This is a genomic window from Alkalimarinus coralli (genome assembly GCF_023650515.1).
GTDB classification, from domain to species: Bacteria; Pseudomonadota; Gammaproteobacteria; order Pseudomonadales; family Oleiphilaceae; genus Alkalimarinus; species Alkalimarinus coralli.
Map to the genome: position 1 here is coordinate 1,676,005 of NZ_CP096016.1, position 24,558 is coordinate 1,700,562.

At 45.1% G+C, this 24,558-nt stretch carries 23 protein-coding genes; 12 read left to right on the top strand and 11 right to left on the bottom strand.

The window, feature by feature from the left end; all coding sequences use genetic code 11:
* The first annotated feature begins 2 nt into the window (after positions 1–2).
* The 3 genes from MY523_RS07450 to MY523_RS07460 all read left to right on the top strand — a co-directional run bounded on the left by MY523_RS07450 (position 3) and on the right by MY523_RS07460 (position 3,540).
* Positions 3–1,760, top strand: a complete 1,758-nt coding sequence (locus MY523_RS07450; RefSeq protein ID WP_250658156.1) for a GumC family protein — start codon at positions 3–5, stop codon at positions 1,758–1,760.
* A gap of 12 nt (positions 1,761–1,772) precedes the next feature.
* Positions 1,773–2,600, top strand: a complete 828-nt coding sequence (locus MY523_RS07455) for a CpsD/CapB family tyrosine-protein kinase (protein WP_250658157.1) — start codon at positions 1,773–1,775, stop codon at positions 2,598–2,600.
* Between the two features lie 91 nt (positions 2,601–2,691).
* Positions 2,692–3,540, top strand: coding sequence for an ExeA family protein (locus MY523_RS07460; RefSeq protein ID WP_250658158.1), 849 nt, complete (start codon positions 2,692–2,694; stop codon positions 3,538–3,540).
* A 34-nt stretch (positions 3,541–3,574) separates the two neighbouring features.
* Here the strand turns inward: MY523_RS07460 and gorA are convergent, their stop codons facing one another.
* From gorA to gspE, 11 genes are all read right to left on the bottom strand, one after another.
* Complete coding sequence (gorA, locus tag MY523_RS07465; RefSeq protein ID WP_250658159.1) at positions 3,575–4,927, bottom strand: glutathione-disulfide reductase; 1,353 nt, start codon at positions 4,925–4,927, stop codon at positions 3,575–3,577.
* A gap of 42 nt (positions 4,928–4,969) precedes the next feature.
* Positions 4,970–5,608: a GNAT family N-acetyltransferase gene (locus MY523_RS07470; protein ID WP_250658160.1), complete on the bottom strand. Its 639-nt coding sequence runs from the start codon at positions 5,606–5,608 to the stop codon at positions 4,970–4,972.
* A 35-nt stretch (positions 5,609–5,643) separates the two neighbouring features.
* On the bottom strand, positions 5,644–6,168 hold the full coding sequence (locus tag MY523_RS07475) for a type II secretion system protein M (RefSeq protein ID WP_250658161.1): 525 nt from the start codon (positions 6,166–6,168) through the stop codon (positions 5,644–5,646).
* A 2-nt stretch (positions 6,169–6,170) separates the two neighbouring features.
* Complete coding sequence (gspL, locus tag MY523_RS07480) at positions 6,171–7,469, bottom strand: type II secretion system protein GspL (protein WP_250658162.1); 1,299 nt, start codon at positions 7,467–7,469, stop codon at positions 6,171–6,173.
* A 79-nt stretch (positions 7,470–7,548) separates the two neighbouring features.
* On the bottom strand, positions 7,549–8,565 hold the full coding sequence (gspK, locus tag MY523_RS07485; RefSeq protein ID WP_250658163.1) for a type II secretion system minor pseudopilin GspK: 1,017 nt from the start codon (positions 8,563–8,565) through the stop codon (positions 7,549–7,551).
* Between the two features lie 80 nt (positions 8,566–8,645).
* On the bottom strand, positions 8,646–9,416 hold the full coding sequence (gene gspJ / locus MY523_RS07490) for a type II secretion system minor pseudopilin GspJ (protein WP_250658164.1): 771 nt from the start codon (positions 9,414–9,416) through the stop codon (positions 8,646–8,648).
* Positions 9,416–9,847 carry a type II secretion system minor pseudopilin GspI gene (gene gspI, locus MY523_RS07495; protein WP_250658165.1) on the bottom strand — a complete coding sequence of 144 codons (432 nt, stop codon included), beginning with the start codon at positions 9,845–9,847 and terminating at the stop codon, positions 9,416–9,418. Before gspI ends, gspJ begins: the two co-directional genes overlap by 1 nt.
* 2 nt (positions 9,848–9,849) lie before the next feature.
* Positions 9,850–10,413 carry a type II secretion system minor pseudopilin GspH gene (gene gspH / locus MY523_RS07500; protein ID WP_250658166.1) on the bottom strand — a complete coding sequence of 188 codons (564 nt, stop codon included), beginning with the start codon at positions 10,411–10,413 and terminating at the stop codon, positions 9,850–9,852.
* Positions 10,414–10,440: 27 nt separating this feature from the next.
* Positions 10,441–10,878 carry a type II secretion system major pseudopilin GspG gene (gene gspG, locus MY523_RS07505; protein WP_250658167.1) on the bottom strand — a complete coding sequence of 146 codons (438 nt, stop codon included), beginning with the start codon at positions 10,876–10,878 and terminating at the stop codon, positions 10,441–10,443.
* A 45-nt stretch (positions 10,879–10,923) separates the two neighbouring features.
* Positions 10,924–12,138, bottom strand: a complete 1,215-nt coding sequence (gspF, locus tag MY523_RS07510) for a type II secretion system inner membrane protein GspF (protein WP_250658168.1) — start codon at positions 12,136–12,138, stop codon at positions 10,924–10,926.
* A 3-nt stretch (positions 12,139–12,141) separates the two neighbouring features.
* Entirely contained in the window at positions 12,142–13,659 is a 1,518-nt protein-coding gene (gene gspE / locus MY523_RS07515) for a type II secretion system ATPase GspE (protein WP_250658169.1), read from the bottom strand.
* Between the two features lie 268 nt (positions 13,660–13,927).
* Here gspE and MY523_RS07520 point away from each other — a divergent pair, with 268 nt between their 5' ends.
* The 9 genes from MY523_RS07520 (at position 13,928) to MY523_RS07560 (ending at position 24,553) form a co-directional block, all read left to right on the top strand.
* Complete coding sequence (locus tag MY523_RS07520) at positions 13,928–14,596, top strand: type II secretion system protein N (RefSeq protein ID WP_250658170.1); 669 nt, start codon at positions 13,928–13,930, stop codon at positions 14,594–14,596.
* A gap of 48 nt (positions 14,597–14,644) precedes the next feature.
* On the top strand, positions 14,645–15,307 hold the full coding sequence (locus tag MY523_RS07525) for a transglutaminase-like cysteine peptidase (protein ID WP_250658171.1): 663 nt from the start codon (positions 14,645–14,647) through the stop codon (positions 15,305–15,307).
* A gap of 151 nt (positions 15,308–15,458) precedes the next feature.
* A complete protein-coding gene (locus MY523_RS07530) occupies positions 15,459–15,839 on the top strand; it encodes a MerR family transcriptional regulator (protein ID WP_250658172.1) in 381 nt (126 codons plus the stop codon).
* 43 nt (positions 15,840–15,882) lie between these two features.
* Positions 15,883–17,052, top strand: a complete 1,170-nt coding sequence (locus MY523_RS07535; protein WP_250658173.1) for an isovaleryl-CoA dehydrogenase — start codon at positions 15,883–15,885, stop codon at positions 17,050–17,052.
* Between the two features lie 53 nt (positions 17,053–17,105).
* Positions 17,106–18,713, top strand: coding sequence for a carboxyl transferase domain-containing protein (locus MY523_RS07540; RefSeq protein ID WP_250658174.1), 1,608 nt, complete (start codon positions 17,106–17,108; stop codon positions 18,711–18,713).
* Positions 18,714–18,789: 76 nt separating this feature from the next.
* The gene (locus tag MY523_RS07545; protein ID WP_250658175.1) at positions 18,790–19,653 is read left to right on the top strand and encodes an enoyl-CoA hydratase/isomerase family protein; all 864 of its coding nucleotides are present in this window, start codon (positions 18,790–18,792) and stop codon (positions 19,651–19,653) included.
* Positions 19,654–19,655: 2 nt separating this feature from the next.
* Complete coding sequence (locus tag MY523_RS07550; RefSeq protein ID WP_250658176.1) at positions 19,656–21,677, top strand: acetyl/propionyl/methylcrotonyl-CoA carboxylase subunit alpha; 2,022 nt, start codon at positions 19,656–19,658, stop codon at positions 21,675–21,677.
* Entirely contained in the window at positions 21,667–22,557 is an 891-nt protein-coding gene (locus tag MY523_RS07555) for a hydroxymethylglutaryl-CoA lyase (protein ID WP_250658177.1), read from the top strand. The genes MY523_RS07550 and MY523_RS07555 overlap by 11 nt, the downstream gene beginning before the upstream one ends.
* A 19-nt stretch (positions 22,558–22,576) precedes the next feature.
* Positions 22,577–24,553 (top strand): acetoacetate--CoA ligase, encoded by a 1,977-nt coding sequence (locus MY523_RS07560; protein WP_250658178.1) that lies wholly within the window; start codon positions 22,577–22,579, stop codon positions 24,551–24,553.
* The last annotated feature ends 5 nt before the right edge of the window (positions 24,554–24,558 follow it).

The window sequence follows — 24,558 nt, forward strand, 5'->3', positions numbered from 1 at the left end:
TTGTGGAATCCAATGGAATACAAGGTTCGTTCAACCTGGAAGAATACCTTAATGCGTTTAAACGAAGAAAGTGGATTTTAATCAACACAAGCGCTGTTATATTTGCACTTGCGCTCATCGTAAGCAGTTTTATCCCTCCTGTTTACCGGTCTGAAGCTTCAATATTGGTAGAACAGCCTGATGTGCCAGCAGATCTACTTGAAAGCACGGTTACAGGATATGTTATTGACCGGATTGAAGTGTTTAAAAAACGTTTGTTAACCCAAGAAAACCTATGGGAACTGGCTAAGAAGCTCTCCATTGTAGAAGACGACGCCAGCACAATTGATCGGGCGGTCACCTTTAACATTAAAGAGTCGATATCCATCGATGTGGTTGATATACAGTCGACCACATCAAAAACAAACCGTCCACGCGTCACCACCATCGCAATTACGGTCGGATTTGCCGCAGAAACACCAGAATTATCCCAGCTTGGGGCAAACAAAGTTACGGAGCTTATTTTAGAAACCCATAGTAAAGAGCGACGAGTCGAAGCGGAAAAGGTCACACGCTTTCTTCAGGATCAACTTGAAAAACATGCCGCGCAGGTTACCGAGTTTGAAAATAAGCTAGCTGAGTTCAAACAGCAAAATATTACAGAGCTGCCCGACCGAGTAAGCATCAATCTCGCACTGTTTCAAAAAACAGACGCACAAATTGATAGTGAAAGTGCAATTATGAGGGATCTTGAATTAAGAAGGTCAGCGTTAGTCGATCAGCTCGCCTCCATGCAAACCGCACTTCCTTCTGTTACATCAGACGGAAAAACCGTTCCACTTCTGCAACAACTTAACACCTTAAAGGCGGAAAAAAGGCAGGCAGAGTCCGTGTATGGGCCTGACCACCCAGATATCGTCAAGCTGGGTAACGAGATCGCAGCGCTTGAAAGCCAGGTAGGGAACCTGACTCAAATCGACAAACAGGCTGAGCAGCTGGCACAAATGAAGCGAGAACTGGCTGAGTTGAGTGCTCGTTACTCCCCTCAACACCCGGACATAATAAGGCTTAAAGAAAAAATATCCGACTTTAAGTTAGTCAGAAGCGAAGGGAACTACGATGAAGCGTTATCGGCATCCAATATTATGGACTCGCCTGACGTGGCCAGAATAAAGAGTGAATTAAAGGCCGCGATTACAAACTTGAGAGCCTCAAAAGCGCGTATGGCTGAGCTACAAAACGATTTGGCTGAATACCAAAAACGAATTTTTAACTCACCTGTCGTCGAGAAAGAGTACCTGTCACTCGAACGAGCATATAGAGAGAAATTAAAAACATACGAAGAAGTTAAAGCAAAACTCGTAAAAGCTGAAATTGCCGAGTCGGTTGAAAAGGATCAAAAAGGAGAACGCCTGACCCTTTTAGAGTACGCACAGTTACCCCAAAGCCCTGATAAGTCGAACAAACTGGGGATCGTCCTTCTTGGTGGTTTCCTCGCGTTTGTTGGCGGTATTGGAGCCGCTTCTGGTGCAGAGCTAACCGATCATTCGATTCATGGTGCGCACGATGTTATCGCTATCATGGAAGCACCACCTCTGGTTAGCATTCCGGTGATCAACGAAGACAAGTTCTCTACTGAACAAAAAAGTTCTCGCGCCCCCTACTTTATAGTGCTCTTTGTTTTACTGGTCGCTGGGTATATCTATGTTCAGGCAACATCCAGCGTAGAAGAGCCAGAGGTTCAAAAAGAAAGCGCTGTCATAAATAGTCAAAGCGAATAGAAGGAATGAGTTATGGATCGCATTGCTCAAGCACTTAAACTTGCTAAAGAAGAACATACGTTAGACATGCCAAAAAGTCGTGCTAACGTCTCACCAGCTACCGGCTATAGTGGCGCAGAAGGAGACCCGCTTTCTCCAGAGTCTGCACCAGTAAAAACCATTGAAATCCCAGAAGACTTTTTGCGTAAACAGAAAGTTATCAGCAGCTACTGGGAAGAACCGATTGCCGATGCATTCAGGCTGTTAAGGACAAGAATACTTCAGCGAATGAGTCAGAATGGCTGGAAAAGTTTAGGGATCACCAGCGTTGAACCCAAGAACGGCAAGTCACTGACGACCATTAACCTGGGTATTGCGATTGCCAAAGAACCCGGCCAATCGGTTATTGTTGTGGATACTGATTTCAGACGGCCCAGCACTCACCAGTACTTTGGCATAGAGCCTGAAAAAGGCATAGAGGACTTTTTGCTTAATGGTGCAGCCGTTGAGTCCTTGCTATTTAGCCCGGGCATTGAAGACTTTGCGGTACTCCCCTGCTCCGAAAAAATTCGGGGAGGCCCGGAATTACTTAAGTCACCTAAAATGCTCGAACTTGTAACAACGTTGAGAAGGCTGCACCCAAACCATATTATTATTTATGATTTGCCCCCTATTCTCATAGGTGACGATGCAATCGCATTCTCTACATTTGTTGATGCAATGTTATTAGTGGTCGAAGATGGCGTTACTCAGGATAAATCACTAAAACAGGCAAAAGAGTTGCTTTCGGGTGTTAACTTAATAGGGACCGTTTTGAATAAAGCGCCAGGGAACGGCTCCAATTATAAAGACTATTATTGAGGCAAAACAGAGTTATAGAATGAACCACTACTACTCTCTAAAGCCTCTGAACTAATTTGGCCTGTCATAATGCAGACCAGGAGTTTGGGAAATGTACAATCAATATTACCATTTTAGAGATAAGCCCTTCTGCATTTCGCCCGATCCCGATTTTCTTTTTCTAACTCAAAAACATAAAAAGGCATTAATGCTGATGCGCTACGCCTTGGCAACTCAAGCCGGGTTTGCGGTTATAACGGGGGAAGTAGGTTCAGGGAAAACGACATTGATTTCAAAAGTGATCTCCCAGGACTCGCCGAACCTGACCATTGGTGTTGTCAACAATACGCAATGTACTGACGCGCTCGAGTTACTTCAGTGGATTTTATTTGCCTTTAACCTCGACTACTCCGGTAAAAGTCATGTTGAACTCTACGATACGTTCACAAAGTTTTTAATCAAAGAGTACTCTGAAGGGCGTAATGTTGCGATTATTATCGATGAGGCACAACACCTTGGAATGAAACTGCTAGAGCAAGTCAGGCTGTTGTCGAACCTCAACTCAGGCAAACATACCGCATTACAGTTTTTGATTGTGGGACAGCCAGAACTTAGAGATCAGTTGGCGAAACCTGAGTTTCAACAGTTTACGCAACGGGTTATTGTCGACTACCACCTCGGCGCTTTAAACTTTATGGAAACAACAGGGTACATACGCCATCGGCTGTTAACAGTAGGCGGTAGCCCCTCTTTGTTTTGTGAAGAAGGGATGCACCTGATATGGGAACACAGCGGCGGTGTGCCCAGGATCATTAATGTGCTTTGTGATCTATCGCTGGTATACGGATATTCGGCGCAGCTGAAAGATAAAATTTATCCGTGCATTATTAAAGAAGTACTTCATGATAAAGGTATGGAAATTCCAACCCTGAAACAGGTGCAGAAAGAAGGCTCCATGTAACGAGCCTTCCATCCAGGGAGATTTCATCCACGTTCTATGCGGGTTCTCTCATCGTAACGAACTCTTCAGCGGCCGTTGGATGTATACCGATGGTCTCATCAAAATGAGCCTTGGTGGCACCCGCTTTGATAGCAATGGCTATACCTTGCATGATTTCGCCCGCTTCAGGCCCTACCATATGGGCACCGACAACTCGATCACTCTTTACGTCAACAATCATTTTCATAAAGGTTCGTTCGTTTCGGCCAGAAAGTGTATGTTTCATTGGGCGGAACTCTGACTTGTAAATATCCACCTCTCCAAACCGTTCACGCGCCTGAGTTTCAGTTAACCCGACCGTCCCTATCGTTGGCTGGCAAAACACCGCTGTCGGTATGTTTTCGTAATCCATATCAATGGGCTTGCCAGCAAATAGGTTTCGTGCGAGCGCCATTCCTTCTGCAAGGGCAACGGGCGTAAGCTGATACCCACCTTTTACATCACCCACTGCGAAAATATTTTTGACCGTTGTAGCAAAATTACTGTCGACCTTAATATTGCCCGCTTCATTGACTTCGACTTCGGTATTTTCAATGCCAATATCTTGCGTATGCGCTTTTCGCCCGGTTGCTGCGAGCACTAAACCAGTATTGATAGTGCAGCCATCTTCAAGAGCGACACTATACGCCTCTCCAGCTTTCGTAATTGAGCGGATGTTATTGTTGAAAACAAGCTTAACGCCTTTTTTCTCAATCTCATCTTTGGCAAATAAGCGTATGTCTTCATCAAACCCGCGCAGAAACAGCTCTCCTCGATATACCAGTGTTGTATCGACTCCTAAGCCATTTAGAATCCCCGCCAGCTCTACAGCAATATAACCGCCGCCCAGTACGATGGCAGATTTTGGTAATTCGGGTAAGAAGAAAAATTCATTCGACGTAATCGCATGCTCTGAGCCTTCAAACTCTGGTACATACGGCCAACTCCCTGTCGCGATAGCAATATATTTTGCGGTATAAGTCACCTCTCCAATCGCAACGGTATGGTTGTCAACAAAGCGTGCGCGTCCGTTATGAACGGTAACGCCTGCACCTTCAAGTAAATTATTATAAATTCCATTTAACCGATTGATTTCATTTGTTTTATTATCTCTAAGGGTATTCCAATCGAAATTAAGATTGCCGCTATTCGTCCAGCCAAAACCTGCACCATCCTCCAGGTCTTCGGCAACGTGTGATGAGTACACAAACAGTTTCTTAGGCACACAACCCACATTAACACACGTACCACCCATATAACGGTCTTCTGCAACCGCGACTTTAGCACCCAGGCCAGAGGCAATGCGTGAGAGGCGAACACCTCCTGAACCTGCACCAATGACAAACAGGTCATAATCGTATTCAGACATATTGAGGAACTTCCTAAGTTTCAGTTTGCTACGAGATAAGTATTAAACCGGGCAGCTACGGGGTTTAAATAAAACAGTCTCGGTAAATTCACCCAGTTGAATTTCACCCACTTTGTTGTAGCCCATAGACTCATAAAATTTGAGGTAGCGGGTATTGCCTGTATCGAGACCAATACCACATGAACGAGGATTTTCGCTACAGAGTTTTTCTACCGCGCTAAGCAACATCCGCCCATACCCCTTTCTTTGGTGAGAAGCGTCTACGCCCATTAATGGCAGTTCATGATGCTCAGTCCCTGGGAGGGCATCTTTTACTTGCGTATGGTATTCAATATAACGACGTGTGGAGCTTAGACCCGCAGTCAACATCATTCTGATACGCCAGTTAAACTGCTCTGCCAGATTAAGTCTTACCGTGGGGCTACCCACTAGCGCTATACCCACTAGCTTATTATCCACACTGAGCCCTATTACATCCTGTCCATTAGCAAAATGGAGATCGATCAATTCCCTGATCGTGGCACGCACTCTCTGATCATATCCGGCACGAGACGAGTCGAATAAATATTTAAATGTTGGCTCATCACGGTATGCGTGATAAAGAATTACCTTTGCTTCTGTCGTTGCAGCAGGGTCAAGTCTTACAACTTCTACCTGTTCACATTCCGCAGTGTCTGTCATTATTGTTCCTCCGGCATTGGCTTATAGCGAATCTGCTAACCTTTCAGCGTTAACCGAACGTTAACCAGTCCACCTTTCTCGTCCTTGTCTAAAGAAACCTGTGATACCTTAATGTTATAAGCTGTATCCAGATCCCTTAGCCAAACTATGATCGTGTTAAATGGTACTTTTTCTAACCAGACTCTGACCTTTCGGTCACCTGATGGTTCGAATCTCTTTAACTTTATTTTATGTTTTTGCGCGTTAGCACTCACCGTTGAGACTAATGTCTGGCTATCCATAATTTGCGATGAATTGCTTCCTGAGCTCGATGCGAGTGACTTGGCAATGCCCTTATTCGCATTAACCCAGCTTAAAAGCTCTTTGCTACTTGTCAGGTTGGCGGCTTGGTCTTTAGCATAATTATGAGCAGGAGACCAGACAAGGAAATAGAGCACAGCCAGTGCAAGCGCAATAGACAGCACTAATAATGCCTGCTGATCCCCTTTGGGCAGCGAGCCCAATTGTCGTGTCGCTGAAACAACTGCTGGCGTATTTTTAATTTTGTTTATAATTGACATCGTTAACTGCCCGTGACGCTTAAGCGCCCTCTTACACTATTTTGCTCATTAATTGCAGAACTGATTTTTGCACCTAGCCCTGCATCAGTCAGGCTATTTTTTAGCTGGTCAAGTTGTTGAAAGGAGCTGGCTCTTAGTTCAATGGTAAGCTCCTGACGCTGGTCGCTGTAGTTCACGCTCTTAAATTCGACAGCCTGGTTATTGGGCAACTTTGAGTATTGGTATCCGGTTTCACTCAATAATGCCAGAAAATCCACACTCCCTTGAGCGCTACTCGCTGAATTAAGCTTACCTTGAAGCGTTCGTCTAAGATTGTTAACCGAAACTCTTCGTTCACCTGGGAATAACTTTTTATACTCCTGCAATGCCTGTTGCTGATATTTTTCAGCTTCCTGCTGGTAGTAATAACCTTTACCAATATCAACGCCAACCTGTAAAACGAACCAGATGGCGGCTACGGCGGCTACAGCTTTCCATTTCTTTAATGAAGGCGCTGCTGCGCTAGCTATTTTAAAGTCGCCTTGGCAGAGGTTTATGCCTTTAGTACCTTGTTGAAACCAGGATTCGCATAAGAGGTCGATCATGGGGACATTCAAGTCATGGCTAACCCACTCAAAGCCTTCTGTCTGCTGGAGTTCTGCCATGACCAATTTAAGTGAGTCGAGCTGGCTCGGTGGTATATAACAACTAACTTGCTTCTTATGTTCGTCAGCAGGTTCATCATCCAATAATACAGACTCAAAATAGCTGACCAAGTTAAATAACTTAACGCGGCTTACGGTGCCTGGTTTTATATCGACCAACGCCCAATCATCTTCGAAGCCGATGACCGCATCTACTCCCTGTAACGGCAGCAGTGAAGCATCGCTATAGATCGCGCTAACAGGGTAACCCGTATTGGTTAACGCCTCGAAGTAGGATTCAAACCGTTTATAGTTGATTACTTCGACCGCATAGCTGCCGTTACTTAACTTTTCACCCAATGCGATATGAACACTATCAATATCTTCTGCCAGCTGCTCTTCAACGGCAAACGGTAACGCCTGCTGAACGAACCGAGATTGTTTACCCGGTATTGAGACCTGAGTCGAGTTGATCATATTGGCGGGGATCAGCCCGATTATCTGGATTTCATCAATCGAGTTTTGATCAAGCAGTTGCTGAACGTCATCGAACTGCGCCGCTACACCACCCGCTAACTTTTGCCCGCCAAGCGCATAGAGCGCCCATTGAAAGTCCGACAGCGTTTGTTCTTCAGTTTCGGGCAACGACAGTGCTCGAATAAACAACTTGTTTGGCATTATTGCTCTCTTTATATCCCTGAAATCTTTTCGGGTTTATTACATTTAGGTCAGTTGCCGCTAATAACCGTGTGACGAGTTACTGAGTTAGCACCTCTATCGGCTTAGTAATAATATACTTTCGGCCTTGATCACGCGACATTAGCGTCATTTCCCCTTTACTATTCTCACGGTAAAGTACCGAAACCAACCGGCTTACTCGATCACCCAAGGTTATTTTTGATGATACCTGAAAAAATTCAGTATTAATTGACAAAGGGCCTTCGAGGTTTAAACCCGCGTACTCGGGCAGCGCTTTAAATTCGTTAATGTCTTTAAATGGTTCGTTATCTCTATGACTAATTATAGATGCACCTTCTGCTTCGGATAACGTTTTTTCTTTTGGTAGTGACCGTATTATTTCCGGTGTACAGGTATTAACATTGATTCCGTTCACGCCTACCGGCAACGCGGTAACATGAGGTAGGAGCTTTTGGTATATCTCTTCAGTAACTCCATCTACCAACATCAACTCAGACACCGAATGAAACGGTTGGTTACTTGTTCTATAGGGTTTTTCTTTAATCAGGTACTCGCCTTCTTCTGCCCCATCGGCACCATCAATTTCGTTATTGGCATCTATCCAGTCGATCAATTTCTCAACCTTTAGTTCGGGATATCCCAGAACGATAAACAGGTTATTAAACCGGTCTATTGCGACTTGGTTTTTAGAGCCATTTGAATTCACCAGGCTATTGATATTTAACTTGCTTTGCAGGTCATCAAGTTGTGCCTCAATAACAGCAGAATCGACAGGTAAGCTAACGGCGTAAGTCCAATTTTCTTTCAGGTCATCTGCATACACGCCTTCTTTTTTATCTTCTTCCCAGTCCGCAAACAAAATCTCGCGGGCATACTGTTCAGCACTTAATGCGTATTCATAACCCTGACTCTGCATTAGGGTATTTGCCGCTTTTTTAATAAATAGACTTTGCCTGGATATCATGCCACTGGCTAAAATCGTTACCAACGTGGCTACAAACAGCACCATCATAAGGGCAACGCCTTTTTGGCGTAGAGGTAGCGCACGGGTGATGATTTTGCTCTTAGCTTGCAATGCGTTTAACCCATTGGGAGAGATGGCTTAAGTAACTACTCATTGACATTAGATCAAATTGCCTCTTCTTGGTTACTGTTTTATTGATTATTGTCAGTCTGGTTGCTGTTGTTTCCATTCTCAGAACCGTTTCCACCCGTTCCTTCATTTCCGTCACTGCCATTGCCAGAGCCAGAGCCATTGCCAGAGCCACTGCCAGAGCCACTAGCTGATAAGTCGATATACTGTGGCATATCATACAGCCTGACTAAAGAGCCAAAGTAGCGATGCTCAATGGTAATTTCTACGGCTTTAGGTAATAGGTTATTCTCAATATTTTGCCCAGTGCCTGCCGCTTGCTGTTCGGGCCAGCTATCAATCCACTGGTTGTCGCTCTTCATAAATCGCAGGGAGATAGTGTCTATATCGTCCATCAAAACCTGAAACACACTTTCGCTATCCTGCGCGCGATCCAATACCGTCCAGTAATGGCGCAGCAACTCCCCATCTACCAGCTCGTATGCAACGCGTTGAAGGTCGCTTCTAGCATCACCCATGGGGTTGCGCCATCCCGCCCGAGTAAATTCAACCAGGTAGAGCTGATTTCTGTTGGTCAATGCAGGCTGAACATCGCCGTACTCGTCTCTAATGGCTCTCGTCGTTAGTTGCTGAATATCTCTAGACAAAATCAGCATCAGCTTATGGAGCTTCTCGAATCGCTCACTGTTATTTTGAGTAATGTTCTGGGCTCTAATTGTGCCACTCATTAGCTGCCACGTGCCCAACCCTATCAGGGCTGTAATGCCGATTGCAATCAGCACCTCAAGTAACGTAAATCCGCTCTGTTTGTGTGACCTGTTGAAATTAGTCATTAATGGAGACCAGCGTACCCAGAAAACGTCAGCACTTGATTTCCTTCTTCAAACTGATCATCGCTTAGTTTATGAAAGATCACTAAATCAACTCGATTCACAAAAGGGTTTTCGGTCTTAGTAACTTTTGAAACTAATTTCCAATGCTCATTTGCAAATTCTATATCTTGTTTAGACTCTCTTGCCTGAGGTAACCCTTCACTTAAACGAACTTCTGCCATTTTATTTTCGGCGATCCAGTTAGCCATCATTTTAAGCCTTATTCGTTCATACTGTGCAATATTTTGCGAAGTAGCTTTTAAGATCACTGCAGCCACAAAGACAAATATTGTTACTGCTACCATCACCTCTAGCAGTGTAAACCCTTTTGTTTTGCTGAAAGTCTTTTTACTGCCATAGCCAGCAACACATCCCTTCTTATACTTAGCCATCGTCACTCATCTTCCCTGCCGGGCTCGATCAACTTTATATCTTCCAGCCCGTCCGATGAAATAAGATATTGGCCATCTGAGTTCTTTTCTACCTGCAGGCTTATAGTAAACGGGGTTACTTCGCCACTAGACAACAACATCATGTCTGGTTTTTTCAGGTTTTCACCCTCTTTACCTAAAATCTTATTCTCTTCACCATCTCGACGAAACTCAATCGCAAGCCACTCAGGGAACTCTCTGGGTTTCAAGACATCAACACCAGAGTCAGACCATGTTAGTTTCTCTTCATCATACTCAAGAAACTGATAGCCCTCTTCATCAATACTAAAACCGATTTCAGTATTGGACAAAACCGCCTCGTCAGAGGCCATCCTCAATAGTGCGTGTAACCGTTCCGCTTCATTTTCAAGCTCGCGCTGCAATTTACCGCTTCCAAGCGTGAAAACAGCCACGCCGGTGAGGAGCCCTAACAGAACCATGACAACAAGTATCTCTATCAGGGTAAAGCCCCTCACATTTAACCCTGATGAGCAGCCCGCTTTGGTTTGAGTTATTGAAGTGATCATGATGTACAAAAATAGCCTTATAATTCGCTACTCTTTTACATCCCAATTACCAATATCTGCGCCTTCTTCTTCGCCCCCTTCTTTACCGTCTGAGCCTAAAGAGTAAAGATCAAAAGCGCCGTTCACGCCTGGGCTAATATATTGGTACGGATTACCCCATGGATCTACAGGGACGTTCTTCATATAACCATCTTTGTTCCAGTTTTTGGGTTCTGGGAAACCACTGGGTTTAGAAACCAACGCTTCCAAACCTTGTTCAGTACTCGGATAGCTAAAGTTATCGAGTTTATACAGATCAAGCGCATTCGATATTTCGCGAATTTGGGTCTCCGCCACCGTCACTCGTGCCTGCTCACCTCGACCAAGAATATTGGGTGCTACTACCGCGACCAATAACCCTAGAATAACCATTACCACCATAATTTCGATTAAGGTAAAACCTTGTTGCTGTTTAATAGTGTTCATTTTATTTAATCTCAAAAATATTATTACGAAGTATTGTTTTTAAAACTATCCGACCAGATTACTCATGCTTAATATAGGCAGCATTATCGCTAACACGATAATAAGAACAACGACCCCCATTACGAGTAGCATTAGCGGCTCGAACAACCCTACGATGGTTGAAATAAGCCCTTCAAGGTCGTTTTCCTGATTTCTTGCCGTTCTTTCCAGCATCTGGTCTAACTCACCGCTGGACTCACCACTTGCCACCATATGCAGCATCATTGGAGGAAAGTAACCCGTATTCTCAAGTGACTTGGTAAGACTTGAGCCTTCACTCACCATGACTGCGGCATCCATAATGGAAGACTTGAGGCAATCATTGGATAGCACTTCACCAGAGATTCGTATCGCTTCAACCAGCGGAACCCCACTACTATTAAGGATGCTTAGGGTACTGGCAAAACGTGCGGTATTCATTCCCCGAGACAGCTTAGAGACAAAAGGCGTCGTGAGTATCTTTTTATGCACAGAAAACCGAAATGTATCTTTCTTCATAAAGTACTGAAAGATGACAAAAGCGATAACCAAAACGATAAAAATGTACAGCCCCCAGTTACTGAGAAAGTCACTCACCACCAGAAGCGACTGAGTTAATGCGGGGAGTTCTTGCCCGTTATTAATAAAGACTTCAATAATATCGGGGACGACATAGGTGAGCAGAAACACGACGATAGAGATTGCGACAACAGACAGTATGACCGGGTAAATGGCTGCCAGCTGAATTTTTTGTCTGGCCTGCTGGCGAGCTTCTGTGTAGTCGGCCAGGCGATTAAGCACCAAATCCATGTGGCCTGCATGCTCTCCTGCAGCAACCGTCGAACGATAAAGCTTGGGGAACGCACTGGGGAATTCTGCCATACTGTCGGCGAGCGTATGCCCTTCCAAAACCTTCGCCCTGATAGCCAACATAATGCCGCGAATGCGGGGTTTATCGTTTTGATCAGCAACCGCACTCAACGCCTCTTCTATAGGAATACCGGCTTGAATTAGCGTAGCAATTTGTCGAGTGATCAGTGCAAGGTCTTTCACACTCAGACCTTTGCCTTTAGGCGCAAACGACTTGGATCGAGTCTCTTTTTCTACCGTCGTTTCAACTGATAACGGGGTAAGCCTCTTCTCTCGTAACTGTTGACGAACCTGCCTCGCGCTATCAGCTTCGATCACCCCTTTCTTTTGACGTCCTTTTTCATCGAGGGCTTTATATTCAAACGCAGCCATTCATTACTCCCTATGTGTGACGCGTAGAACTTCCTCAACAGACGTAACACCTGCGAGAATTTTTGCCACACCATCAGCATGAATACTCGGCCCGTTTTTACGAGCATGCTCTTCAAGCTCCAGCTCACCGGCTTTGCTATGAATAAGGTTGCGCATTTGATCGTCTATATCGATAACTTCATAAATGCCCATTCGCCCCCGATAACCTAAATGGTTACACTCGGTGCACCCTGTAGCCCGATATATAGTGGGCGGCGAAGATGGATCCTGCTGCAGGAATTCACATGCTTCCTTGTCTGGCTGATAAGGTTCCCGGCAGTTGGAACATAGCACTCGCACCAAACGCTGGGCAATGATACCCACCATACTTGATGAAATAAGGAATGGCTCGACCCCCATGTCGATCAGTCGCGTAATGGCCCCAACAGCACTGTTTGTGTGCAGTGTTGATAGAACCAGGTGACCGGTCAAACTAGCCTGGACAGCAATTTCGGATGTTTCAAGGTCTCGTATTTCGCCAATCATAACGACATCAGGGTCTTGACGAAGTATTGCCCTTAACCCTCGGGAGAAGGTCATATCCACTTTATTGTTGACCTGAGTCTGACCTATCCCTGGTAAGTTATATTCAATCGGGTCTTCTACGGTCAGTATGTTTCGGCTTTTATCATTAATTTCTGACAGGCCGGCATACAGCGTTGTCGTTTTACCGGAGCCCGTTGGCCCTGTAACCAGAATAATGCCATGAGGTCTGGAGACAAGTCCTTTAAGGATTTTAAGATCCCTTGCCGACAAGCCTAACGAGTCAAGCTTAAGTCGTCCGGCTTGTTTATCCAGTAGTCGAAGTACAATTCTTTCGCCGTTAGCTGACGGCATGGTCGATACTCGAATATCAACTTCACGCCCTCCGACACGTAATGAAATCCGGCCATCTTGAGGAATTCTTTTTTCAGCAATATCAAGCTTAGACATTACTTTTATACGGCTGATAAGGAGTGGTGCCAAAGCACGTTTTGGCTGTACGATCTCCCGCAACACACCATCCACCCTGAAACGAACAACAAGCTGCTTCTCGAAGGTTTCGATGTGAATATCCGATGCATTGGTTTTTACAGCTTCAGTTAAAATTGCATTGATCAAGCGGATGATCGGGGCGTCATCTTCCTGTTCCAGCAAATCTTCAGTCTCAGGAACGGAGTCTGCGAGACTTGCGAGATCCATATCGTCCCCTAACCCTTCAACCATTTGCATCGCTTCGGCAGAATCGTTTTGGTAAGCGAATGACAATGACTCCTCAAACACCTCTTTCGAGACTTGCTCAAACCGCAACTCACCCTGCATAAAGCGGTTTAACTCACAAAACACGCTATTGTTTAATGGCTCCAAGTGCAGAACACAGCGTTCACCAGAGTGATCCTGAGTAATCACTACAGAGTGCTTTTTAGCAAAGCCAAACGGGAGCCTTCGGTAGGTAACTTCTGGTTCAGAACGAACAAGATCTGAGCTTGTTTCGAGAGTCAAAGCGAGCTCCTTGCGGGTAACAAATATTTAACCATGGACATTTTTATTATAGTCATCTAAATAAAAGTAATAGCGGAATATCCGTAAAAATAAACCGAATTAATAAGGTATTAAACACATTTTGTCTGTAAATTGACGCTAACGCAAAATTTATTTTATTAACAATACGTTAATTAAGGAAGCCTGGCAGGACAAACAAGACTATAATTATTCACATTGGCACTCTAATATAATAAACACTCTATAAGAACAAAGGTTAGCACCTACAGTGAACAAAATTGCGATACAACAAAAGATACCAGTCATTGTTTTATGTTTATTGATTGCGGCTATGATCGCCACATTATCTCTGCAAGCTTATAACTTTTTTGCCCCTCTCCAAAACACGTCTCAAGAAACAGTTAGTCAAACAACGGTACAGCCTGTCCAAAACACACGTCCGCAACGGAATATCGATCAGTTTGCACTATTTGGAATCGCAAAGGATGATAGCCAGCAACCTGCGGAAGTAAAAACAGAAGATCTCCCCAAGACCAATTTAAGGCTGCTCCTGCGGGGGGTTTCAGCATCCTCTGAACAAGGAAAAGTGAGTGCATTGATAGAAGGCCCCGATAAAGAAACCCTAAAGTACTCTATTAATGATGTTCTGCCAGGTAATGCAAAACTTCGAAGTGTTCACGATAAGCGGATTGTAATAGAGAGAAATGGCCGATTGGAAAATCTATACTTCCCTGATGATGTCAGCATCGGGATCGTTCGCAATGATAATAACAACTCAAACGTGCGTGCGGCTCAGCAAAAAAGAACCCAGCCACTTGAAGTACCTAAAAACTTTACCAGACCAGCCGTCAACCTGGACACCCTTAGTGAGCAACGAAAACAAGAGATAAAAAACAGGCTGGAACAGCTTAGAGAAAAGATGAAGCAGGCACCCTAACCAATAAACCTTGCCTGAAATAAAAATAACACAAACCAGATTAAACCAATGCTGTTATCACAAACGCTAAACAGTCATTTTCGTAATCCGCTGATACTGGCTTTTTCTCTCAGTATTTCAGCACTCTATGCGTTTGAGTTAAGCGATAAACTACTAGGCTTTATCGAAAGCAAATATGGTCAATCTGCCAGAAGCCGGCTTGAGTTATGGCAGAAACTCGCGACCACTCCCTCTCAGCTTTCTGAGGCGGACAAGTTAAACCAGGTTAACCGTTTCTTTAACACTGCAAAGTTTAAGTCTGACCTGCAACATTGGGGGCAAGAGGACTACTGGGCGACACCTGTAGAGCTTCTTGCAACCAATGGAGGCGACTGCGAAGACTATTCCATCGCTAAATACTTTACACTGAAGACAATGGGCATCCCGGTAGATAAACTCCGCATTACCTACGTCAAAGCCATTCGCCTGAACCAAGCGCATATGGTACTTGCTTACTATGAAACGCCCAGTGCTGAACCACTCATACTCGATAACCTCATAGCAGACATCAAACCTGCCTCAAAGCGCACAGATTTAGTCCCCGTTTATAGCTTTAATGGTGATGGCCTATGGCTGTCTAAACAAAGAGGCCAAGGAAAAAGAATTGGCGAATCTGAAAAACTCTCTCGCTGGGTCGATCTTAACTCCAGACTACTTGATGACTTGAAGTAGCACAGATCCAAATAACATTTCTTCATTACCAGATTAGGTATATGCCAATCGATTAGTTGACGTTAACGTAAACGTAATTCATTATACTCTTATTAAAGGCAATGCTTTCAATTAGCCAAAAAACTCTTTACGGATGCGATTTTAAAATACGATGCCTAAGACATTTTCTATCAGTGAGCTATCAAAAGAGTTCGATGTGACAACGCGAACTATTCGGTTTTATGAGTCGGAGGGCTTGTTAGCGCCTACCCGCAACGGCCAAACAAGAGTTTACTCAGACCAGGATAGAGTTAATTTAAAGCTAATTCTAAGAGGTAAACGGCTGGGGTTTAGCCTTTCCGAGTCAAAGGAATTAATTCAGCTATATGACCCGGAGTCTGGAAACACAAAGCAGTTGAATACACTGCTTGAAAAGATAGAGCAACAACGTTCAGTACTCAGCCAGCAACTCCAAGACATAAAGTTGATGCAAGCTGAACTGGACGATGCAGAGCTTAGATGTAGAGAAGCATTTTCTAACACTGACAAATAACCTATTGACCCATCTTCAATAATAAAAACTGAGGGAATAACACATGGCAAACCAATACAGTTCACTAAATTTTGGCCTTGGCGAAACCGTCAACATGCTAAGAGATCAGGTGAAGCAATTTGCCAACAACGAAATAGCCCCCATAGCCGCTAAAACCGATAGTGAAAATGAGTTCCCGAATGCCCTGTGGAAAAAATTCGGCGAGCTGGGTTTGCTGGGTATTACCGTCGACGAGTCTCTTGGAGGCTCAGGCATGGGGTATTTAGCCCATACGATTGCAATGGAAGAAATCAGCCGGGCCTCTGCATCAATTGGCTTGAGTTATGGGGCGCACTCAAACTTATGTGTAAACCAAATATATCGTAATGGCACCCCGGAGCAACAACAGAAATACCTTCCCAAATTAATATCTGGTGAGCATATCGGCGCGCTGGCAATGAGCGAACCCAATGCGGGAAGTGATGTTGTCAGTATGAAGCTTAAAGCCGAAAAGAATGGTGATAAATACATACTGAACGGCACTAAAATGTGGATCACCAACGGGCCAGATGCTAACACCTACGTCATCTATGCAAAAACAGACATCGCTAAAGGGCCTCACGGCATCACGGCATTTATTGTTGAGCGTGACTTTCCCGGCTTTTCAAGGTCTCCCAAACTGGACAAGTTAGGCATGCGTGGTTCAAACACCTGTGAACTGGTCTTTCAAGACTGTGAAGTGCCAGAAGAAAACATCTTGGGAGGGGAAAATAACGGCGTAAAAGTTCTTATGAGCGGACTGGATTTCGAGCGTGTCGTACTGGCAGGCGGCCCAATCGGCATCATGCAGGCCTGTATGGATATTGTTGTACCCTACATTCATGAGCGAAAGCAGTTTAATCAGTCTATTGGTGAATTTCAGTTGATCCAGGGAAAAGTCGCCGATATGTATACCACACTGAATGCCTGCAAGGCGTATTTATACGCTGTTGCCAACGCCTGTGACCGAGGCGAAACAACACGTAAAGATGCCGCTGGGGTTATCCTGTACTGCGCTGAAGCTGCAACAAAAATGGCGCTTGAAGCAATTCAGATACTCGGCGGTAATGGCTACATTAACGAGTTTTCCGCAGGCCGTCTGCTACGAGACGCAAAGCTGTATGAAATTGGAGCCGGGACATCCGAAATACGACGAATGTTAATCGGGCGAGAACTCTATGTAGAGTCAAAATAACCCTTCGTCCTCGTCAAATTACAAGCAAAGCCTAACATAAAGCGGATAAGATCATGGCAGTCATCAAGAGTAAAATTAACACTCACTCGGACACATTTCGCCAGCGCGAATCAGCAATGAATGCGCTGGTCAATAAGCTTGATTCGGTGGTCGATGACATCAAATCAGGTGGGGGTGAAGCCGCCCTTAAGAAGCATCTCTCAAAAGGAAAGCTCCCCCCTCGAGAACGTGTTGCAAAGTTGCTTGACCCTGGCACGCCGTTCCTCGAAATCTGTCAGCTCGCGGCGCATGAAGTTTATGATGACAAAGTCCCTGCCGCAGGCGTAATTGCTGGTATCGGAAGAGTCGAAGGGGTCGAATGTATGATCGTCGCCAATGACTCTACAGTGAAAGGTGGAACCTACTACCCTCTTTCAGTTAAAAAACATATCAGGGCCCAGACAATTGCAGAAGAAAACGGCCTACCCTGCATATACCTTGTTGACTCAGGAGGCGCTAACCTCCCCCAGCAAGACGAAGTATTTCCTGATGCTGAACATTTCGGACATATATTTTACAGACAAGCAAACATGTCTGCTAAAGGCATTCCCCAAATAGCCGTAGTTATGGGGCTGTGTACCGCCGGGGGCGCTTATGTCCCCGCGATGGCTGATGAAAGCATCATGGTAAAAGAACAAAGCACGATATTCCTGGCTGGTCCTCCTCTAGTTAAAGCTGCAACAGGTGAAGAGGTCTCAGCTGAAGAGCTAGGCGGTGCCGATGTTCACTGTAAAGTATCCGGCGTTGCTGATTATTATGCACAAAATGATGAGCACGCACTTTATCTTGCCAGGCAGTGTATTAAAAACACACATCATCAAAAGCAGCCATTGGCACAAGCTGTACCACCAAAAGAACCTCTATACTCACCCGACGAGCTGGCAGGCGTGGTACCGGCTGACCTCAAAACACCATACGATGCGCGTGAGGTCATCGCCCGAATTGTCGACGGCTCAGAATTTGACGAATTCAAACAGTTCTATGGAACCACTCTGGTCTGCGGCTTTTCCCGCATTATGGGCTACCCGGTCGGAATTATCGCCAATAACGGCGTCCTGTTTTCAGAGTCCGCGCAAAAAGGTGCTCACTTTATCGAGCTATGCTGCCAACGAAATATTCCATTGGTGTTCCTGCAAAATATTACGGGCTTTATGGTTGGTAAAAAATATGAAGAAGGCGGTATAGCCAAGCACGGCGCAAAGATGGTAACCGCAGTCGCCTGTGCAAAAGTCCCCAAGTATACCGTAGTCATCGGTGGCAGCTTTGGTGCCGGAAATTATGGCATGTGTGGTCGGGCCTATAAGCCTCGCTTTTTATGGATGTGGCCTAACGCCCGCATATCAGTGATGGGCGGAGAGCAAGCGGCAGGGGTTCTCGCTCAGGTTAAAAGAGCAAACTATGAACGCAAGGGCGTAAACTGGAGCGAACAGGCTGAAAGCGAGTTTAAACAGCCAATAATTGAGCAATTTGAAGAACAGTCTGACCCGTATTACGCAAGCGCCCGACTCTGGGATGACGGGATCATCAAACCATCCGATACCCGACGTGTACTTGGGCTTGCTATATCAGCATCATTCAACATAAAAAGTGAAGAAACCAAATTTGGCGTATTCCGAATGTAACGTATCTGAAAGCGCAGTCAGTTTAATTCAAATTTGGCTAAGCCAATCATATTGATACTATTTCAGTGGACAAATCATGAGATCAAATACAACAACGCCGACTGACAACGCCCTTATCTACGAGGTGCACGACAATGGTGTTGCCCTGATAAAGCTTAATAGACCCAAGCTTGGAAATGCATTCGATGACAACCTTATCAAGCATCTTACAAATGCCTTCATAGATGCTGATAACAATGATTCTGTTTCGGTGATTCTACTGTGCTCCAACGGCAAACATTTTTCCGCTGGTGCAGATCTGAACTGGATGAAATCCATGGCTAACGCTAACTACGATGAAAACCTTTCAGATGCTCACAGGCTCGCAAAACTCATGTCAACGATTAACGCATGCAGTAAACCCGTCGTTGCACGGGTTCAAGGGGCTGCTTACGGCGGTGCCATTGGGCTCATTGCCTGCTCGGACATTGCTATAGCGGAAAATGGAGCAAGCTTTGCGTTGAGTGAAGTTAAGCTTGGTTTGAGCCCGGCAACGATAAGCCCTTATGTCATTGACGCCATTGGCGCTCGAGCCGCTCGACGCCTGTTCCTAACTGGCGAAGTATTCGACGCCAATAAGGCGCTCTCCATTGGCCTAATAAGTGAAGTTACGCCTCCCGACCTACTTATCGAAACAACTGATTCAATTATTTCATCATTGCTTAAAAACGGGCCAACAGCGATTGCGTCTACAAAAGCACTCATCGATAAAGTCAGTAGGCATGAGAACAACGAACAGTTGACCGATTATACCTGCGAATTAATCGCAGCCTTAAGGGTGTCCGAAGAAGGACAAGAAGGATTAAGCGCATTTTTGGAAAAGCGCGCTCCAAATTGGCCACCTAGAACAAAACCATTAAACCCGAATAACATCGACTCAAACTCTATCGAGGCAGGCTAACTATGTTTGATAAAATACTGGTAGCAAATCGTGGTGAAATCGCCTGCCGAATTATTAATACGGCGAGCCGACTTGGGATAAAGACCGTTGCAGTATATTCTGATGCTGACCGCAATGCTCTTTTTGTCGAACTGGCAGATGAAGCTTATTATCTGGGAGGTGCTGAACCATCAGAAAGTTATCTGAAAGTGGACAAAATTATAGAGATTGCAAAAATCTCAGGTGCTCAGGCCATACACCCCGGCTATGGGTTCCTTTCTGAAAACCCTGCCTTGCCAACCCAGTGCGAAAAGAACCATATCACGTTTATTGGCCCATCAGCATCTTCGATAGAGGCGATGGGTTCGAAAAGCCAATCAAAGCTCATTATGAGCAAAGCTGGCGTTCCTCTTATTCCCGGCTACCATGGCGATGATCAATCACTCGACACGCTGATAAACGCGTCTTTGGAAGTTGGCTTTCCCCAGCTGGTTAAAGCCTCTGCTGGAGGTGGCGGTAAAGGCATGCGTATCGTTCGATCAAAAGATCAGGTCGAGCAGTCTATAAAGGCCGCCCAGAGAGAAGCGCTCTCTTCATTTGGCGATGAGAAACTATTGATAGAGAAATATATAGAACAACCAAGGCATATTGAAGTACAAATCTTTTGTGATCAGGCAGGTCAAGGTGTTTACCTTTATGACAGAGACTGCTCTATCCAACGCCGGCATCAAAAAATAATTGAAGAGGCTCCCGCCCCAGGCCTGTCGGATAAAACGAGACAGTTAATGGGCGAAGCAGCTCTTAACTGTGCAAAAGCAATCAATTACGTCGGCGCGGGAACCGTTGAGTTCTTGTTAGACAAAAATCAAACATTCTACTTTATGGAGATGAATACACGCCTTCAGGTCGAACACCCAGTGACCGAAATGATCACTCAAGTAGACCTCGTTGAATGGCAGCTGAAAATAGCTAGCGGAGAACCCTTACCCCTGACTCAGCAGGCAATTCCGTGTATCGGCCATGCATTCGAATCTCGAATTTATGCCGAAAGCCCAGCTAACGATTTTTTACCCGCTACTGGTAAAATTCGCTATATGGCGCAACCTGAAGTATCGAGTGATGTGAGACTTGATACGGGTATCAGGGAAAATGACGCGATCAGCGTGTTCTACGACCCAATGATCGCTAAGCTCATCACGTGGGGGGATAGTAGACAAAGCGCTGCAAGAAAGATGAATCTGGCACTAAATAACTTCCATATTGCCGGTATAGATACAAACTGCGACTTCCTGAAGCGTGTCACCTCACATAAAGCCTTTTTAGAGCAAGATATCACAACCGAATTTATCGAAGCTCACCGAGACTCACTGTTTGAGTCTGTTTTACCGACAGTTGATGATCTCTTAACCGCGGCAACACTTTACATATATTCGATAACTGAGCACCTTTCGGATTCAGGTTACCCAAATAATCCTTATAGCCCTTGGGATAACACCGATTTTTGGAACTTAAATGGCACACAAGCTCATACATTCAGTTTGAACTATGAAAATACTTCCTATGCATTTCAGGTCTCAAAAGGGCAGTCTGAACAACTTTCTTTTGTATATGACGGCAAGACATACCAGGTCACCTATTCGATAAACGCAAATAAGATAACGACACTGATAGACGGAACAAAAACATCCAGTGAGTTTTTTCTTTCCCAAGAGCAGGTCAACCTATTCAAACAAGGTTACAGCTTAGTATTCACCTTTCCCATTGCAAAACAGCATTACGAAGAACAGCAACCTGAAGGGTCTTTGGTTGCCCCCATACATGGCAAGATTGTTAGCGTTGAGACCGACGCTGGCATCCAAGTCGAGAAAGGTGCCCCACTAATTATCATTGAGGCGATGAAAATGGAGCATACAATTACTGCACCTGAACCTGGTACCGTCAATGCAGTTTACTGCTCTGCTGGCGATATCGTTGATGCAGACCAACAGCTAATCGAATTCGAGCCTCTCACCACAACTTGCGAGGCGGATAGTGATGACAGCTGACTCAGTAAGAATAGTCGAGGTTGGGCCAAGAGATGGCCTGCAAAATGAACCGTCATCGCTGTCAGTTGAGCAAAAGGTTCAATTTATAGACATGCTCTCGGAAACCGGTCTAACGCATATTGAGGCAGGAAGTTTTGTATCTCCTAAGTGGGTTCCACAGATGGCATCCAGCGACAAAGTCTTTCGAGCTATAAGGCGCTCGCCTGCCGTTACCTACTCGGCGTTAACGCCAAACGTTAAAGGCCTGCAGCTGGCGTTGGCCGCAAAAGCCGACGAAGTTGCTATATTTACCGCTGCGTCAGAGGCATTTTGCCAAAAGAATATCAATTGCTCGATTGAAGAGAGTATCGAAAGATTCCTACCTCTGATAGAAGAGGCCACTAAACATAATATCAATGTCAGAGGTTACGTCTCATGCATTATGGGCTGCCCTTACGACGGCGATATAGACCATAAACAGGTTTTAGCTGTTACGAAAAAGCTCATCGAAGCAGGCTGCTATGAGGTCTCTCTAGGCGATACCATAGGCGTTGGGACGGCTAATAAAGTGACAGCGCTTATTCGTGAATTAAAACAAGAGTTTAACGAGAACCAGCTAGCAGTTCACTTTCATGATACATATGGCCAGGCGCTCACAAACATCTATGCCTCTCTGGACCAGGGCATTAGAACAGTTGATGCATCAGTCGCAGGGCTCGGTGGCTGCCCCTACGCCAAAGGCGCATCTGGAAATGTCGCCACCGAAGATGTCGTATATATGCTTAGCGGATTAGGCATGCGAACTGGCGTTAACCTTGAAAAGTTAATCAAGGCTGGTCGCTATATATGCCATGAACTCAATCGCCCGAATGGCTCAAAAGTTGCGTTCGCATCACACTAGCAAAGAAGAGAACAGTAAAATGAATAACTTACTTTGGGAGCCAGATACAGCGCGTATTAACAGCGCAACCATCACTCAGTTCCAGAGATTTTTAGCTGAGAGATATAGTATTACGTTTAAGACTTACCCGGAATTTCATAAATGGAGCATTGACTGTAAAGAACAGTTTTGGAGCGGTCTTGTTGCGTTTTACGATATCAAAGGTGACTTTAGCTCAAGCAATGTTTTTCTTGAAGATAACGTGTTCAGCCGCTGCCAGTGGTTTCCAGACTCGACCCTCAACTTTGCTGAAAACCTGCTCAGTAAGCGGAACGGCGACTTAGCAATCATTGAACGCAATGAAAACGACGAACGCCGCGCCATAAGCTATTCATCACTTTACAACGAAGTAGAGCGAGTTTCGGCATCAATGCGCGAACTTGGCATAACAAAAGGTGATAGGGTCGCCGGGTTTCTGCCAAATTGCTATGAAGCGATTGCAGCCATGCTTGCCACCGCGAGCATTGGTGCTGTTTGGTCGTCGTGCTCACCTGATTTTGGCATCAATGGCGTAATTGACCGGCTAGGCCAGATCAAACCAAAGCTATTATTCGCGACCAATGGCTACTTCTATTCCGGAAAGCGCATTAGCACAACAGAAAGGGTCAAAAGCGTTACTAAACGCCTTTCAGGCCTCGAGCACTTGGTTATTGTAGAAACACTTAACAGCGAGCCAATGCTGGACTACGGCATTGCAACTACACGTTGGGACGACTTTTCCCCAGTAAAACCAACTCCCCTTTCATTTACACAGACTAAATTTTCTGACCCGCTATACATTATGTACTCATCGGGAACAACAGGCGTGCCCAAGTGCATTATCCATAGCGCCGGGGGCACACTGTTGCAGCATGTTAAAGAGCTATCTCTGCATACTGATATAACTGAAAGCGATAATATATTCTACTACACAACCTGTGGCTGGATGATGTGGAATTGGCTGGTCAGCTCGCTGTCTCTCGGCGCAACAATTACCTTGTTTGATGGCTCTCCATTCCACCCTTCTCCAAGTGTTCTGTTTGATATAGCCGAACAAGAAAATATAACGGTATTTGGTGCTAGCGCAAAATACTACTCTGCATGCGAAAAGGCGGGGCTCAACCCAAAATCAACACATCGCCTGGGTGCTCTAAAATCACTTCTATCAACCGGCTCTCCTCTTGCGCACGAAACATTTGATTACCTATATGACAAAGTAAAGTCTGATATTTGTCTTTCGAGCATATCAGGAGGGACTGATATTATCTCTTGTTTTGCCCTTGGAAACCCAACACTCCCCGTCTATAGAGGCGAGCTGCAATGCATAGGCCTTGGGATGGATGTTTCGTTTTACAATGAGAGTGGACAAGCACTGCCCGAAGGTAAAGGTGAGTTAGTTTGTAAAACCCCCTTCCCTTCAATGCCAACAGGGTTTTGGAATGACGAAAACGATTTGAAATATCAAAAAGCATACTTTAAATCATTCGATAACTGCTGGGCTCATGGCGACTATGGCGAAATTGTCACGCACACCAATGACCAGAAACAGATAACACAACAAGGCGTGATAATTCATGGCCGTTCTGATGCCGTGCTTAACCCGGGTGGCGTTCGAATTGGAACCGCAGAGATATATCGCCAGGTAGAAAAGGTTGATGCCGTCCTGGAATCAATTGCGATTGGTCAACAGTGGGAGTCAGATGTTCGAGTCATTCTATTTGTAAAACTTAAACCGGGAATAACGTTGAATACCGTGCTAATCGATGAGATTAAATCTGTCATTAGAACAAATACCACGCCTCGACACGTTCCAGCAAAGATAATTCAGGTAGATGATATTCCCAGGACAATCAGCGGAAAAATAGTGGAGCTAGCGGTAAGAAATGTAGTACATGGAGTGGAAGTAAAGAACAAGGACGCGCTTGCCAACCCAGAGGCTTTAAGGTTTTTTAAAGATATAAAAGAGCTCAAAAGCTAGAGAGA